General features: G+C 59.3%; 15 protein-coding genes. 9 read left to right on the top strand and 6 right to left on the bottom strand.

Annotated elements, in window-relative coordinates:
• Positions 1-3: 3 nt before the first annotated feature.
• Positions 4-1,047 (top strand): aldo/keto reductase, encoded by a 1,044-nt coding sequence (locus ACNOHI_RS20975; protein ID WP_420476652.1) that lies wholly within the window; start codon positions 4-6, stop codon positions 1,045-1,047.
• 57 nt (positions 1,048-1,104) lie between these two features.
• Here the strand turns inward: ACNOHI_RS20975 and clpA are convergent, their stop codons facing one another.
• Together clpA and clpS are read right to left on the bottom strand one after the other, a co-directional pair.
• The gene (gene clpA, locus ACNOHI_RS20970; protein ID WP_420476651.1) at positions 1,105-3,405 is read right to left on the bottom strand and encodes an ATP-dependent Clp protease ATP-binding subunit ClpA; all 2,301 of its coding nucleotides are present in this window, start codon (positions 3,403-3,405) and stop codon (positions 1,105-1,107) included.
• The gene (clpS, locus tag ACNOHI_RS20965) at positions 3,402-3,710 is read right to left on the bottom strand and encodes an ATP-dependent Clp protease adapter ClpS (protein ID WP_088710310.1); all 309 of its coding nucleotides are present in this window, start codon (positions 3,708-3,710) and stop codon (positions 3,402-3,404) included. Before clpS ends, clpA begins: the two co-directional genes overlap by 4 nt.
• 338 nt (positions 3,711-4,048) lie before the next feature.
• On the opposite strand from clpS, the gene cspE reads away from it, so the two are divergent.
• From cspE to ACNOHI_RS20950, 3 genes are all read left to right on the top strand, one after another.
• Entirely contained in the window at positions 4,049-4,252 is a 204-nt protein-coding gene (gene cspE / locus ACNOHI_RS20960; RefSeq protein WP_088710311.1) for a cold-shock protein, read from the top strand.
• A gap of 177 nt (positions 4,253-4,429) precedes the next feature.
• Positions 4,430-5,785 (top strand): cache domain-containing protein, encoded by a 1,356-nt coding sequence (locus ACNOHI_RS20955; protein ID WP_420476650.1) that lies wholly within the window; start codon positions 4,430-4,432, stop codon positions 5,783-5,785.
• A gap of 5 nt (positions 5,786-5,790) precedes the next feature.
• Positions 5,791-6,423: a response regulator transcription factor gene (locus tag ACNOHI_RS20950; protein ID WP_420476649.1), complete on the top strand. Its 633-nt coding sequence runs from the start codon at positions 5,791-5,793 to the stop codon at positions 6,421-6,423.
• A 61-nt stretch (positions 6,424-6,484) separates the two neighbouring features.
• Here ACNOHI_RS20950 and icd read toward each other — a convergent pair whose 3' ends face one another.
• Entirely contained in the window at positions 6,485-7,738 is a 1,254-nt protein-coding gene (gene icd / locus ACNOHI_RS20945) for an NADP-dependent isocitrate dehydrogenase (RefSeq protein ID WP_420476648.1), read from the bottom strand.
• A gap of 318 nt (positions 7,739-8,056) precedes the next feature.
• On the opposite strand from icd, the gene ACNOHI_RS20940 reads away from it, so the two are divergent.
• Positions 8,057-8,614: a pseudouridine synthase gene (locus ACNOHI_RS20940; RefSeq protein WP_420476647.1), complete on the top strand. Its 558-nt coding sequence runs from the start codon at positions 8,057-8,059 to the stop codon at positions 8,612-8,614.
• Here the strand turns inward: ACNOHI_RS20940 and ACNOHI_RS20935 are convergent.
• Together ACNOHI_RS20935 and ACNOHI_RS20930 are read right to left on the bottom strand one after the other, a co-directional pair.
• The gene (locus ACNOHI_RS20935) at positions 8,611-9,738 is read right to left on the bottom strand and encodes a HupE/UreJ family protein (protein WP_420476646.1); all 1,128 of its coding nucleotides are present in this window, start codon (positions 9,736-9,738) and stop codon (positions 8,611-8,613) included. The genes ACNOHI_RS20940 and ACNOHI_RS20935 overlap by 4 nt on opposite strands.
• Entirely contained in the window at positions 9,738-10,916 is a 1,179-nt protein-coding gene (locus tag ACNOHI_RS20930) for a hypothetical protein (protein ID WP_420476645.1), read from the bottom strand. Before ACNOHI_RS20930 ends, ACNOHI_RS20935 begins: the two co-directional genes overlap by 1 nt.
• A gap of 217 nt (positions 10,917-11,133) precedes the next feature.
• Here ACNOHI_RS20930 and ACNOHI_RS20925 point away from each other — a divergent pair, with 217 nt between their 5' ends.
• On the top strand, positions 11,134-11,325 hold the full coding sequence (locus ACNOHI_RS20925) for a hypothetical protein (protein WP_420476644.1): 192 nt from the start codon (positions 11,134-11,136) through the stop codon (positions 11,323-11,325).
• A gap of 86 nt (positions 11,326-11,411) precedes the next feature.
• Positions 11,412-11,855 (top strand): DUF192 domain-containing protein, encoded by a 444-nt coding sequence (locus ACNOHI_RS20920; RefSeq protein ID WP_420476643.1) that lies wholly within the window; start codon positions 11,412-11,414, stop codon positions 11,853-11,855.
• 106 nt (positions 11,856-11,961) lie between these two features.
• Here ACNOHI_RS20920 and rpsT read toward each other — a convergent pair whose 3' ends face one another.
• Complete coding sequence (rpsT, locus tag ACNOHI_RS20915; RefSeq protein ID WP_420476642.1) at positions 11,962-12,228, bottom strand: 30S ribosomal protein S20; 267 nt, start codon at positions 12,226-12,228, stop codon at positions 11,962-11,964.
• Between the two features lie 206 nt (positions 12,229-12,434).
• Here rpsT and murJ point away from each other — a divergent pair, with 206 nt between their 5' ends.
• Positions 12,435-13,985, top strand: coding sequence for a murein biosynthesis integral membrane protein MurJ (gene murJ / locus ACNOHI_RS20910; RefSeq protein ID WP_420476641.1), 1,551 nt, complete (start codon positions 12,435-12,437; stop codon positions 13,983-13,985).
• An 84-nt stretch (positions 13,986-14,069) separates the two neighbouring features.
• Positions 14,070-14,909: a SirB1 family protein gene (locus ACNOHI_RS20905; protein WP_420476640.1), complete on the top strand. Its 840-nt coding sequence runs from the start codon at positions 14,070-14,072 to the stop codon at positions 14,907-14,909.
• Positions 14,910-14,913 lie beyond the last annotated feature (4 nt).

Here is a 14,913-nt window from a genome sequence, read left to right as displayed (position 1 = left end):
ACCATGGAAAAGATCACCCTAGGCAACAGCGACCTCACCGTTTCCAGGATCTGCCTCGGGACGATGACGTTCGGAGAACAGAACTCCGAAGCCGAGGCGCACAGACAGCTCGACTACGCGCTCGAGCGCGGCATCAACTTCATCGACACCGCCGAGATGTACCCGGTGATGCCCCGCGCGGAAACGACGGGGCGTACCGAGGCAGCTATCGGCAGCTGGCTGAAGAAATCCGGAAAGCGCAGTCAGATTGTCCTCGCCACGAAGGCCGCCGGCCCCTCGCGCGGAATGACATGGATACGCAATGGGCGAAGCGATTTCGATGCTGCCAACCTGCGCGTTGCCGTCGACAATAGCCTCAAGCGCCTGCAGACGGACTACATCGACCTCTACCAGTTGCATTGGCCCAGCCGCAATGCGCCGATCTTTGGCCAGATATCCTTCGACCCGCAGAAGGAGCGCACCTGCATTGCAATCGAAGAGACACTCGCCGCACTCGGCGAACTCATCAAGGCCGGCAAGATCAGGCATATCGGCGTCTCGAACGAGACGCCGTGGGGGGTATGCGAATTCATCAAGCAGGCGGACGCGCGCGGACTGCCCCGGATTGTCTCGATCCAGAACGCGTACAACCTGGTCAACCGCAGCTTCGAGAATGGACTGGACGAGACCTGCTATCGCGAGAATGTCAGCCTTCTCGCCTACAGCCCGCTTGCCTTCGGCCAGCTCAGCGCGAAATACCTCGACAATCCGAAGGCGCATGGCAGGCTGACCCTCTTCCCACCCAACTGGAGCCCGCGCTACCTGCGACCCTCAGTCGCGGAAGCAACGAAACGCTACGCGGCGCTTGCTCGGGCGAACAGCATGACGCCCGCACAGCTGGCCCTTGCATGGTGCTATTCACGCTGGTTCGTCGCATCGACGATCATCGGCGCAACCACGATCCCGCAACTGCAGGAAGACATCGATGCCCTGTCGATCGCCCTGCCTGAGCAGGTCATCGAAAGCATCAACGCCATCCACCGCGAAGTCACCAATCCCGCGCAGTAAAGTAAAAAGCCCGAACCCACTTGCATGGGTTCGGGCTCCTGATTGCGGCTCTGACGCTTATTCGACTTCCAGCGTCTCTTCCGGCGCAGCCGGCGGCGGCGCATCGCCTTCGGCGAAATCGAGTTTGATCTGCTCATTCTCGTCGAGGTCCACCGTCACCTTGCCACCCGAAACGAGGCGGCCAAACAGCAGTTCGTCGGCCAGCGCCTTGCGAATCATGTCCTGGATCAGGCGGGACATCGGACGCGCGCCCATGAGCGGGTCGAAGCCCTTCTTGCCGAGGAACTTGCGCAGGTTCTCGGTGAAGACGGCATCCACCTTCTTCTCGTGGAGCTGCTCTTCCAGCTGCATGAGGAACTTGTCCACCACGCGCAGGATGATGTCTTCGTCGAGCGCCTTGAAGCTGATGATGCCGTCGAGACGATTGCGGAATTCCGGCGTGAACATGCGCTTGATGTCCGCCATCTCGTCGCCCGATTCCTTCTTCTCGGTGAAACCGATCGTGCGCTTCTGCAGGCTCTCGGCACCCGCGTTCGTGGTCATGATGATGATCACGTTGCGGAAATCCGCCTTGCGGCCGTTGTTGTCGGTCAGCGTTCCGTGGTCCATCACCTGCAGCAGGATATTGAAGATATCCGGATGCGCCTTCTCGATCTCGTCGAGCAGCAGCACCGCATGCGGCTTCTTGGTGATCGCCTCGGTCAGCAGGCCGCCCTGGTCGAAACCGACATAGCCCGGAGGCGCGCCGATCAGCCGAGACACGGCATGACGCTCCATGTACTCGGACATGTCGAAACGGATCAGCTCGATGCCGAGGATGAAGGCCAGCTGCTTCGCGACTTCGGTCTTGCCGACACCCGTCGGACCAGAGAAGAGGAAGGAGCCGATCGGCTTGTCCATCTTGCCCAGGCCGGCACGCGCCATCTTGATCGCGGAACCGAGCGCCTCGATGGCCGGATCCTGGCCGAACACGACATTCTTCAGGTCGCGGTCGATCGTTTGCAGCTTGGTGCGGTCGTCCTGGTTGACAGTCTGCGGAGGAATGCGCGCAATCTTCGAGATGATGTCCTCGATCTCGGATTTGCCGATCGTCTTCTTCTGCTTCGACTTCGGCAGGATGCGCTGCGCTGCGCCCGCTTCGTCGATCACGTCGATCGCCTTGTCGGGCAGGTGACGGTCGTTGATGAAGCGTGCAGCCAGTTCCGCCGCGGAGGTCAGCGCAGAAGCGGAATACTTCACGCCGTGATGCTCCTCGAAGCGCGACTTCAGTCCGCGCAGGATCTGCACGGTCTGCTCGACGGTCGGCTCCGTCACGTCGATCTTCTGGAAGCGACGGGACAGCGCGTGATCCTTCTCGAACACGCCACGGAATTCCGTGTAGGTCGTTGCACCGATGCACTTGAGCTGGCCGGAAGAAAGCGCCGGCTTCAGCAGGTTGGATGCATCCAGCGTGCCGCCCGAGGCGGAACCCGCACCAATGATCGTGTGGATCTCGTCGATGAACAGGATGCCGTGCGGGTTGTCGCGCAATTGCTTCAGCACCGCCTTCAGTCGCTGCTCGAAATCACCGCGATACTTCGTGCCCGCGAGCAGTGCGCCCATGTCGAGCGAATACACGACGGCGTTTTGCAACACTTCCGGCACATCGCCTTGCGTGACGCGCCAGGCGAGACCTTCCGCAATCGCGGTTTTCCCAACACCGGCCTCGCCGACGAGCAGCGGGTTGTTCTTGCGGCGGCGGCAGAGCGTCTGGATGACGCGCTCCACTTCGGATTCGCGGCCGATCAGCGGATCGATCTTGCCTTCGGCAGCCAGCTTGTTCAAGTTCTGCGTGAACTGGTCGAGCGGGCTTTCCTTCTGCTGGCCTTCGGCCTGGGCTTCCTCGCTGCCTTCCGGCGCCTTCTGCGGATCGGCCTGCTGGTCCTTGCGCACACCGTGCGAAATGAAATTCACCACGTCGAGGCGCGTCACACCTTGCTGGTGCAAGTAATACACGGCATGGGAATCTTTTTCACCGAAGATCGCCACCAGCACGTTTGCGCCGGTGACTTCCTTCTTCCCGTTGGACGCGGATTGCACATGCATGATCGCGCGCTGGATCACGCGCTGGAAGCCGAGCGTCGGCTGCGTGTCCACTTCGCTCGTGCCCGGCACGGTCGGCGTGTTGTCGTTGATGAAATTGGTCAGCGTCTTGCGCAGGTCTTCTATATTGACTGCACATGCACGCAGCACCTCGGCCGCCGACGGATTGTCGAGCAGCGCAAGCAGCAGGTGCTCCACTGTGATGAACTCATGGCGAGCCTGGCGAGCCTCGACAAACGCCATGTGCAAACTTACTTCCAGTTCCTGCGCAATCATGCTTCCTCCATCACGCATTGCAAGGGATGCCCTGCCTTTCGAGCGTGGGTTAAAACTAATTCTACTTTAGTGGACGCTATGTCTTTTGGATAGACTCCACACATTCCTTTACCGTCACGGTGCACCTTGAGCATGATCTGCGTCGCGGTCTCCCGATCCTTGTTGAAGTACTCCTGAATGATCGCTACGACAAACTCCATCGGCGTGTAGTCATCGTTTAAAAGCAGGACCTGGTACATCGGCGGCGGCTTGAGCTTCTGCTCTTGCCTAGCAAGTACCGTACCGTTATCGTGCTGAGTTGCCATTCGTCTATTCTAAAGCGTTCAACTTCTCGCGGTGCGGGAAAGAAAAGGATATTCCATCGGTATATTGATATTAGCCCTTTTCTGCTCAAAGCGCAGATGATGCTGAAAAGCGCGAAATCAAGGCGTATTCATGTGCAAATTCCTTGTAATATGTCAAAAACCGCCTTGACACTGCCTTGACTTTTATAATTTTTGAAGGAACAATGGTATCGATTGACAACACAGGCGTTATGGTATTGTCAATACAGAAGTGAGCAAGTTATAAAGAGGGGGCAGCGTGTCGCGAGGCTTCTTGCTTTTACGGCTCGTGTGATTAGTCATTAATGAAAGACGCTTTTATGGCAACAGGTACCGTCAAGTGGTTCAACGATTCGAAAGGCTTCGGATTCATCACTCCGGATGACGGCGGTGAAGATTTGTTCGCCCACTTTTCCGCAATCCAGATGAACGGCTTCAAGACTCTCAAAGAAGGTCAGAAGGTTCAGTTTGAAGTCACGCAAGGCCCGAAAGGCAAGCAAGCTTCCAATATCCAGGGCGCCTAATCACCCGCGATTGGCAAGAGCACGAAAACCCCGCACAGCGGGGTTTTTTTTCGCCCATGCGTTTCACGTGCCGCACGTCCGGTCTCCTTTGCAAGCAGGTAGTATTTACCACCTGGCGACTCCTTCCGTACAACCGCGTAGCCGCCTGCTGTGGAAATAGCTGTAAAGTAACGCCCAATGAAACTCCGGCAAAAGATCATCGTCCTCGCAATTGCGCCCCTGATCGTGGCGCTGATCGCCATTGCATTCGCGGTTCAGTACCAGGCAACCATCCTCGCGCAACAACAGCGCGCCTCCGTCGAAGCCGCCTATCTCGCCAGTAAGGAAGCCGAACTCAAGCATTATGTTTCCCTCGCTGAACGCGCGATCGCACACCTTTACGACTCCGGCCGCGATGACGAAGCAACAAAAAATGAAGCCAAGGCCATCCTCGCCAAACTGGATTATGGCGACGACGGCTATTTCTTCCTTTACAACCTGGAGGGCAGGAACCTGATGCACCCTCGCCAGCCGCAACTCGTCGGCCGCGACCTGTGGGAACTGCGCGACCCCAAAGGCAGCCCGACGATCCAGCGTCTCATTGCACAAGCCAAGGCGGGTGGCGGTTACGTCCGATATCTCTGGGAGAAACCGTCCTCCGGCAAGCTTGCCCCCAAGCTGGGCTACGTCATCCAGATGGATCGCTGGGGCTGGATGCTGGGCACCGGCATCTATCTCGACGACGTGGATGCCGCGCTGGCGAAGATAGACACGCAAATCTCGGGAAATATCCGTAACACGATGCTTTGGATCGCCGGTATTGCCATCGCGAGCGTTTTGGTCATCGCACTCTCCGGACTTGCATTGAATATCAGTGAATACCGCGTGGCCGACGCCAAGCTGCGCGTACTGGCCCAGCGCGTCGTGCGCTCCCAGGAAGAAGAACGGGCGCGCTTGTCACGCGACCTGCACGACGGCATCAGCCAGTGGTTGGTGTCAATCAAGTTGCAGGTCGAATCCGGCATTGCCAAACTCATTGCCCAATCGAACAAACCCGAACTGGCACGCGCGTCGTTCGACCGCGCCGCGCACCAGCTCAACGACGTCCTGGGCGAAGTCCGGCGCATCTCGCACGACCTGCGGCCCGCCCTTCTCGATGACCTCGGCCTTGCGGCTGCGCTGGACCACCTGACACGCGAATTCAGCGAAAACAGTGGGATCGCCACGAAGTTTGAGGTCAACGGCGCCATCGATGGTTTGACGGACGTGGCGAACACGGTATTTTTCAGGATTGCGCAAGAGACGCTCACCAATATCAAGCGCCACGCAAATGCCTCAAATGTGATCGTGCGCCTCGCCGGCGACAAGACAGACGTGAAGCTGGTCGTATCGGACAACGGGGTCGGCTTCGACGTCGCCGGCATCGCCCAGCATCCGAAGCGCGGCATCGGCCTTCGCAACATGCACGAACGCGTCAATGCCATCGGCGGCAAACTCGAACTGCTCTCCTCTTCCGAGGGCACGCAAGTCACAGCAACCCTACCTCGTTCCTGAACGCCATGCTTACACAGCCCTTTGTCCACATCCTTCTCGTCGACGACCATCCCCTGGTGCGAGACGGCTTGCGCGCGCGCCTCGAAACCATTCCGCACTTCACGGTCGTCGCCGAGGCCGGCAACGCCACTGAAGCATTGGAGCTGGCCGGCAAACAGAACATCGACCTCGCGCTGATGGACATCAATCTGGCAGCGGGAATGAACGGCATCGAACTGACCGGGCGCTTCAATACCTTGTTCCCGGAGATTGCGGTGCTCATGCTCAGCATGCACGACAAGGCGGAGTATGTGATGCAGGCGATTCAGGCCGGCGCCCGCGGTTACGTGCTGAAGGATGCGCCGGCGCTCGACATCATTACCGCGATCGATACCGTCATGTCGGGCGGCATTTACTACAGCGCGGGCCTGGCCAAGCAGCTTTCCCGCCCGATGCCTCCGGCGATGCTGCTGACGCCGCGCGAACGCGAAGTATTGCAATGCATTGCGACGGGGAAGTCGAACAAGCACATCGCGCGCGAGATGAACCTGAGCGTACGTACGGTCGAGACGCATCGCCTCAACATCAAGCGCAAGCTCGGCATCGAAGGACAGGCGGACCTGATCCGCTTCGCGCTCGAGCAGACGCAGATCAAGTAAGCGTCGACGAATGAAAAAAGGCCGGACAGTGTCCGGCCTTCTTTGTCTTGCCCAGCTCGAATTACATGTTCGAGATCATCACGTCGCCGAAGCCGGAGCAGGAGACTTGCGTTGCGCCGTCCATCAGGCGGGCAAAGTCGTAGGTCACCTTCTTCGAGGTGATCGACTTCTCCATCGAAGTGATGAGCAGGTCAGCCGCTTCAACCCAGCCCATGTGACGCAACATCATTTCAGCGGACAGGATCAGCGAACCCGGGTTCACGTAGTCCTTGCCTGCGTACTTCGGTGCGGTGCCGTGGGTAGCTTCGAACATCGCGACGGAGTCGGACAGGTTGGCGCCCGGAGCGATACCGATGCCGCCGACCTGCGCAGCCAGCGCGTCGGAGATGTAGTCGCCGTTCAGGTTCAACGTGGCGATGACGCTGTACTCTGCCGGACGCAGCAGGATCTGCTGCAGGAACGCGTCAGCGATCGAATCCTTGATCGTGATTTCCTTGCCGGTCTTCGGATTCTTGAACTTGCACCACGGGCCGCCATCGACCAGCTCGGCGCCGAATTCCTTTTGTGCCAGTGCGTAGGCCCAGTCACGGAAGCCACCTTCGGTGTACTTCATGATGTTGCCCTTGTGGACAATGGTCACGGACGGCTTGTCATTGTCGATTGCGTACTGAATTGCCTTGCGTACCAGGCGTTCAGTGCCTTCGCGCGAGACCGGCTTGACGCCGATACCGGAAGTGCCCGGGAAGCGGATCTTCTTGACACCCATTTCCTTGATCAGGAAGTCGATGATTTTCTTCGCGCCGTCCGAACCTTCCGCCCATTCGATGCCAGCGTAGATGTCTTCGGAGTTCTCGCGGAAGATGACCATGTCGGTCTTCTCCGGCTCACGCACCGGCGAAGGCACGCCTTTGAAGTAACGCACGGGGCGCAGGCAGACGTACAGATCGAGTTCCTGGCGCAGTGCGACGTTCAGCGAACGGATGCCGCCGCCGACCGGAGTCGTCAGCGGGCCCTTGATCGAAACAACATATTCCTTCAGTACCTGCAGGGTCTCTTCCGGCAGCCACACGTCCGGACCGTAGACCTTGGTGGACTTTTCACCCGCGAAAATTTCCATCCAGCTGATCTTGCGCTTGCCGCCGTATGCCTTGGCAACCGCAGCGTCAACCACCTTGATCATCACCGGGGAAATGTCCACGCCCGTGCCGTCACCTTCCAGGTAAGGAATGATCGGATTGTCGGGAACGTTCAGGGAGAAATCGGCATTGACTGTAATTTTTTTGCCGTCGGCAGGCACTTTGATATGTTGATACATCGTAGGCTCCGGGGGGTTGGGGAGGAAAAGGGAAGACCGATCCTGACTTTAAATTTTTGTTTTAAAGCGAAGCTCCGGTCTTATATAAGACATAAGACACGTTTCAGATTATGCACCACTATTTTACGAGATGCCATAGTTTTTACTTACGTCAACATTCGTGCAAAAACGTCAACACGCCAGCACGCGAGCGGAGACGCGTTTGATCATATGGCGGGAGGGTCCAGCTGCGACGCCTACCAGATTAGCTCCAAATTCCAGCACATTCAAAGCGTAAAATACGCCCTCCTTGACCCCGATTACCCTTTGCGAGATTGCATGGCGCTTTTTCTGTTCAACAAGCCGTTCCAAGTGATGTGCCAGTTTTCGCCCCATCCTGCTCGCACGACGCTTGCCGACTATGTCGATATCCCGGGCGTCTACCCCGCCGGCCGGCTGGACGCCGACAGCGAAGGCTTGGTGCTGCTGACCGATGACGGAAAATTACAGCACCGCATCAGCCATCCCGACAGCAAGCAGCCCAAGACGTACATCGTGCAGGTGGAAGGCGTGCCGGATACAGGCACGCTTGAGAGGCTGGCCGCCCCGCTGAACCTCGGCGACTTCGTCACGCAACCGTGCAAGGTCAGCGCGATCGAAGCGCCGGACTGGATATGGGAACGCGATCCGCCGATTCGGCACCGCGAGAACAAGCCGACGAGCTGGCTTGCGATTACCCTGTCCGAAGGGAAGAACCGGCAGGTCCGCCGAATGACGGCGGCAGTCGGACTGCCGACACTGCGGCTGGTACGCATCGCCATCGGGCCGTTTTCGTTGGCGACGCATCCGTTATGGCCGGGCGAAACACGCGAAGTGTCGCCCTCGGAGCTGGATTAGAACGAAAGCAGCTTCATATCCCATGCGCGTTCGACAAACCAGACGCCCGCGAGCAGGGCAATCAACAAGGATCCGCCGAGAAGTATCGCTCGCCGGTAGAGCAACGTGCGGCGCAAGCCATAGGCCAGGGGCAGGAACACGGCCACGATGGCCAGTTGCCCAAGCTCGACGCCGGCATTGAAGCCGACCAGCGCAAGGATCAGCGCATCCGAGGGAAGCCCGAGGTCCGCCAGGACACTCGCAAAACCGAAACCGTGGACAAGGCCGAAGGCAAACGCCATGGCCCAGCGGCGCTCGCTAAATATCGGGAAGACATTGTTCAGCGCGGCGACGACAACGGAAGCTGCGATCACGGACTCAACCAGTCGTGACGGCAAACTGACGAGCCCGAGCGTCGCCAGCGACAGTGTGATCGAATGGGCGACAGTAAATGACGTGACGATCTTGAAGACGTTCCAGAACGCCGGGCGGAAGGCATCGACTGCCTGCCAGCCGTGCCGGGCACGCATCGCGACGGCGGGCAGCAACAGGGCGAGCAGGAAAAGAATGTGGTCGAAGCCGATCCAGATATGCCAGATCCCTTCTTGTACATAGTCCGCAAACTGCGTCCATTTACTCCGCGCCGCCAGGGTGAAATCCTGGGTTGCCTTCTCCGGACTGAAGATGGCGGTGCTGGAACTTCCCTGGTATTCCAGCCGCAGCAACCCCTTGTGCTGCGGGTCGAGATCGAAGAACAATCCGTAGCGCACCTGGAGAATGCCGGACGCTTCGCTGCAGTCCGCGCGGAAGCGGAGAACTGCGTAAGCACCGTCGGTATGGTCGTCGATCAAGTGCCCGGTGACGTTCGCCGGGCATGGCTTGTTGGCGGCCGAGATGGCCAGCCGCGGCAAGGCGTACGCCGCGATCGCGGCGTGCTTGTCCCGCACTTCTCCCCAAGTGATCTCGGCGTCGCCGTTGGCATCAAGGCCGATGGCGAAATCCAGGTCACGGAGCGCGATGTCCCATTGCCCGTTGACCGTCGCTCCGTCGACAGAAAGCGTGAGATAGCTGTCGCTCGGCTTGTGCGCCTGCGCAGGAAGGACAAGCAACAGCAAGGCGACCAGCAGAATCAGGCGCGCAATCATTAGCGCACGCCCTTTAGCTGGCGCCCCAGGTCGAGCAGATACGCATCTTCAATTCCGCTTTCCTCCAGCCACTGCAGCACCGGCTGGGCCGCCGCGGCATCCCGTGCGGCAAGAGCAGCCTCAAGGAAAATGCGGGCGTCCCGCGGTTCGCGCTGGACTTTCCAGTTCTCCTGTGCCAGTGCGAGTGCCTTCTTTGCATCGTTCCTGACGACGAGTTCAAAGCGCGCTTCTTCCTGCTGATGGACGCTTTCGCCCCTCAATTGCGAGGCCGCGTAACGCGCTGCAAGCGCAGTCTCACGCTCCTTCGCCGTCGGCAAACCGAGTGCCCGTTCGGCGAACACAAGACGCAGCAAGAGCACATCGGAACGCGCCTTGTCCTTGAGTAGCGTTACGACTTCCGGATAGCGCTTCTTGTCGAGCAAGAGGTCGGCATAGGCAGCAAGAAGGAAGGTATCGGGAATGCCAAGGTCCATCGCCTGCCGGAAGTGGGATTCCGCCAGGTCGTCCCGCCCTTGACGCTGCGCGAGTTCGGCAAGACGAATCTGAATCCACAGCATGTCTGGCGGCGCAACATCGACGCTCCTCCCGACCGTCGTGTTCAACGCCGCATACGCGGGAACCGCCTTGCCGGTCATTCCGTCGACCATCGACTCGCAACCGAATCCGACGAGGGCGCTGCCAGCCCCTCGCAGTACCTGGCAGTCGATGCGCGCCTGGGAATAGCGCGCCTGGACGATATGAATGATCGCGCGCAAGGCAAGAGCACGCGCATTGCGCGGGTCGCGCTCCAGTACCTGACCAAGATCTTCGACGGCTCCGGCAAAGTCATGCCGGAACTGACGGATGCTGGCTCGCAGCACCTGTACGTCGACGGGCGGCATCGGCAAGTCCCACCAAGGAGCCAGCGCTGCCTGTGCATAGCCGAGATAGCGCGGATCCCCTTCTTCGCCCACCATCCCGTAGTATCGATTGGCAAGCGTAACGGCAACCTCGAGGTTGCGCGGGTCGCGACGCAGGGCGGCGCGCAGTTGCGAGAGTTCGCGCGCTACCGGGTCATTTGGCTTGAACGGGAGCCGTTCCAACACCTGTCCGTCGGATTTAGGCAGGTAAGGGACGGCGTCGGCGAGCGTCGTCCATGACGACAGCGCAAGCAGCACTGCGAAAAGGCGTGGATTCATCGGGGTCCGGTTAACGGGCGCGGGCGGGGTCCGCGCAAAAGTCTGGATCATAGCAATTGCATTGATGCCTCGGCAATTATTGCCCTGCTACTCCCTTGAGCGCCGCGCAAGTATCCTTTTCGAAACGTTCCTGTCAACCAATCCGAATATAGACCGTTAAACACATTGATTCGCAAGAATCATGGTTTTCTACAACATCGAACATGAAGGATAAAAAATGAAGAAACTGATCGCTGCTCTCGTTGCTGGTTTGTTTGCCTCCGCCTCCTTCGCTGCCAGCCACGCTGCTGCCCCGGCTACGCCGGCAACACCGGCTGCCGCTCCTGCTGCTTCCGCTACCGCACCGGCTCCCAAGGCCAAGAAGATGAAGAAAGCCAAGAAAGCCAAGAAGGCCGCCGCCGCCAAGTAATCGGCGCAATGCATTGCAAAAAAGGCAGGCGCGTCCTGCCTTTTTTGTTTTATGCTCTCCCCTCAATCGTTTTCTGACGCCCCCCCATGACCGTTCGCCCCCTGATTTCATCGATCGCCATGCTGCTGGCGGTTGCCAGCCCGTATGCCGGCGCCCAGCAGCCCGCAAAATTCCCCGTGGTTTCACTGACCGCAGGCATGCATGTTATTCGGGCCGAGGTTGCCTCTACGGATGCCGAGAGGCAGCAAGGCTTGATGTACCGGGAGAAGATGGGACCGAACGAAGGTATGGTCTTCCTGTTCCATGCCCCCGCTTCCGTATGCATGTGGATGAAGAACACACTCATTCCCTTGTCCGTTGCCTTCATCGACGAACATGGAAAAATTGTCAACATCGAAGACATGCAGCCGCAGACAACGACTTCGCATTGTGCGAAGAAGCAGGTCCACTATGCGCTGGAGATGAACCTGGGCTGGTTCCGGCAGAAGAATATCAAACCGGGTGCGACCATTGAGGGTTTGCCGCGCTGAAGCGCCAACAAACCCGCAGAAACGACAAAAACCCGCGAAGCCGAAGCTTCGCGGGTTCTGATGTACCTTGCTGCCACCGCGACAGGCGCGGCGGTCACACTCGAACTTAGGCTGCCAGTGCCTTCAGGGCAGCGGCCAGACGGCTCTTGTGGCGAGCTGCCTTGTTCTTGTGGATGATCTTCTTGTCGGCGATACGGTCGATCGTCGAAACGGAAGCCTGGAATACTTGCGCGGCTGCTGCCTTGTCGCCTGCACCGATCGCCTTGCGGACGGCCTTGATCGCCGTGCGCAGCGTGGAACGCTGGCTGGAGTTGTGAGCGTTTTGCTTGACTGCTTGACGAGCACGCTTGCGCGCCTGTGCGGTATTTGCCATGTATATTTCCTAATTCGAAATCGGGCTGCGTTCGCGGGATGCGAGACGAAATTCTGTAAAGCTGAGGATTATAACGTCCTTTTTGGGAAATGGGCAATGGATTCAGCGGTTTGGCGCATTTTTGCCTGCCTTGCCGTTCCTGCGCTGGCGCAAAGGGGGGCGTTGTCGCCTGGCTGCGAGGTGGTGAGCGGCTATAATTGCGGCCCATGAAACTCCACAAAACGCTGGCGACCGTCTCCGGCATGACCATGCTGTCGCGGATAACCGGGCTGCTGCGCGAGCTGCTGATTGCCCGCGCCTTCGGCGCCTCCGCCTACACTGACGCCTTTTTCGTCGCCTTCCGCATTCCCAACCTGCTGCGCCGGCTGTTCGCCGAGGGGGCATTTTCGCAGGCGTTCGTGCCGATTCTCGCTGAATACAAGAATCAGAAGGGAGAAAGCGCCACCAAGGACCTCACCGATCATGTCGCGACCGTGCTGGTCTGGGCACTGGTCCTGACCTGCCTGCTTGGCATCGCCGGGGCACCGGTCATTGTCTATTTCATTGCCACCGGACTGAAGTCCGACCCGGAAGCCTTTGCGTCCTCGGTTGTCATGACGCGCATCATGTTCCCATATATCGGGTTCATGGCCTTTGTCGCGCTGGCCGGCGGCATCCTGAATACCTGGCGGCAGTTCCGGGTTCCGGCGTTCACGCCTGTCCTGCTCAACCTGTCCTTCATCGCAGCCTCGCTGCTGGTTGCTCCGCATATGGAGCAACCGGTCTATGCGCTGGCGCTGGCCGTCGTCGTGGGCGGTGTCCTTCAGGTCGCGATCCAGATTCCGGCACTGCGCAAGATCGGCATGCTGCCGCGCGTCGGCATCAATGTGAAAGCCGCGCTCGCCGATGCTGGCGTCCGCCGCGTCCTCAAGCAAATGGTACCAGCCATCCTCGCCGTGTCGGTCGCGCAGATCAGCGTCATCATCAATACCAATATTGCCTCGCGGCTGGAAAACGGCAGCGTTTCCTGGCTCTCCTATGCCGACCGCCTGATGGAATTCCCGACCGCCTTGCTGGGCGTTGCCTTGGGCACAATCCTGCTGCCAAGCCTGGCAAAAGCGCATTCTGACGGCAACCATACTGAGTATGCTTCCTTGCTCGATTGGGGCCTGCGACTGACCTTCCTGCTCGCGCTGCCTTCGGCGGTCGGCCTGCTGACCTTGTCCGAACCGCTCACCACCACCCTTTTCCATTACGGAAAGTTCGACGCGGAGTCGGTCACCATGACCGGCCGCGCGCTGATCGCTTACGGGGTGGGCCTGATCGGACTGATTGTCGTCAAGATCCTGGCTCCGGGCTTCTATGCGAAGCAGGATATCCGCACACCAGTGAAGATCGGCATCGGCGTACTGATCGCAACACAGTTGATGAACCTGTTGTTCGTCCCTTGGATTGCCCACGCGGGGCTGGCGCTTTCCGTCGGGGTAGGCGCCTGTCTGAATGCGGCTTTTCTTTATTGGGGACTGCGGCGCAAAGGAATCTACGAGGCCCTTCCGGGATGGGGTCTTTTCCTGGTGAAGCTGACCGGCGCACTGTTCCTGCTTGCAGGCGTCGCGCTGTGGACAGCCGGGCATTTCGACTGGATTGCCCTGCAGGCCCGACCGCTCCATCGCGTCGGTGCGTTGACACTCGTCATGATTGCCTGCGGAATCACCTATTTCGGCGCCCTTATCGCAATGGGATTTCGCTTTCGGGACTTCAAGCGGGTCGAGGCCTGAGGAAGTTCCCGGCGGCCAAATTTATTCCCTGCCTTGCCGCGCCGCCCTTTTATTGGCTGCGGCATGGTTTATGATGGTCATTGTATGGTGATCAAATCCCTCGATTACTTCGCGTCGCTCGTGCAGGAGGACGAGTCCATTCCACTCTTCGAAGCGGCGCTCGCCATCGCACAGGACGTCGACCCGCAACTCGATTTGGCGGCGACGCAAGCAGAAGTTGACCAGCTTGCGGCAAGGCTGCAGCGACGCCTCGCCCCCGACGCCTCCAGCGTGCAGAAGCTGCGCATGCTCAATCACTTTTTCTATCGCGAGCTCGGCTTTGCCGGGAACGTGAACGATTACTACGACCCTGACAACAGCTACCTGCATCGCGTCATCACGACACGGCGCGGCATTCCGATCTCTCTCGCAGTCCTGTACATGGAGCTGGCGCAACAGATCGGCCTGGACGTGAAGGGCATTTCCTTCCCTGGCCATTTCCTGATGAAGTTGTCGATCCAGTCCGGCGATATCGTGTTGGACCCGTTCAATGGCGTCAGCCTGTCACGCGAGGAACTCGAGGAGCGGCTTGAGCCCTACTTCGAGCAACACAGCTATCCGGGCGCCATCCCGCTGTCCTACTACCTGCATGCCGCGCACCCAAGGGAAATTCTCGTGCGCATGCTGCGCAACCTGAAAGCACTTTTTGTTGAGCACATGCGATGGCAACGGGTGCTGGGTGTGCAGCAACGCCTGCTCATCCTGCTTCCCGACGAGATTACCGAGCGGCGTGACCGCGGGCTCGCCTATGCCAACCTTGAATGCCCGCAGGCGGCGCTTGCCGACCTTGAGGCGTATCTGGAAGAGCGGCCCTATGCGCCGGACGCGGACGTACTGCGCGGCAAACTTCCGGAATTGCGCGAGGCCTGCCGCCGCATGAACTGAAACC

Origin of the sequence: Noviherbaspirillum sp. ST9, from assembly GCF_048799745.1 — a bacterium.
In the GTDB taxonomy this organism is placed as follows: Bacteria; Pseudomonadota; Gammaproteobacteria; order Burkholderiales; family Burkholderiaceae_D; genus Noviherbaspirillum.
Note: the sequence above shows the minus strand (reverse complement) of the source record. Positions and strands in the feature narration are given on the sequence as shown.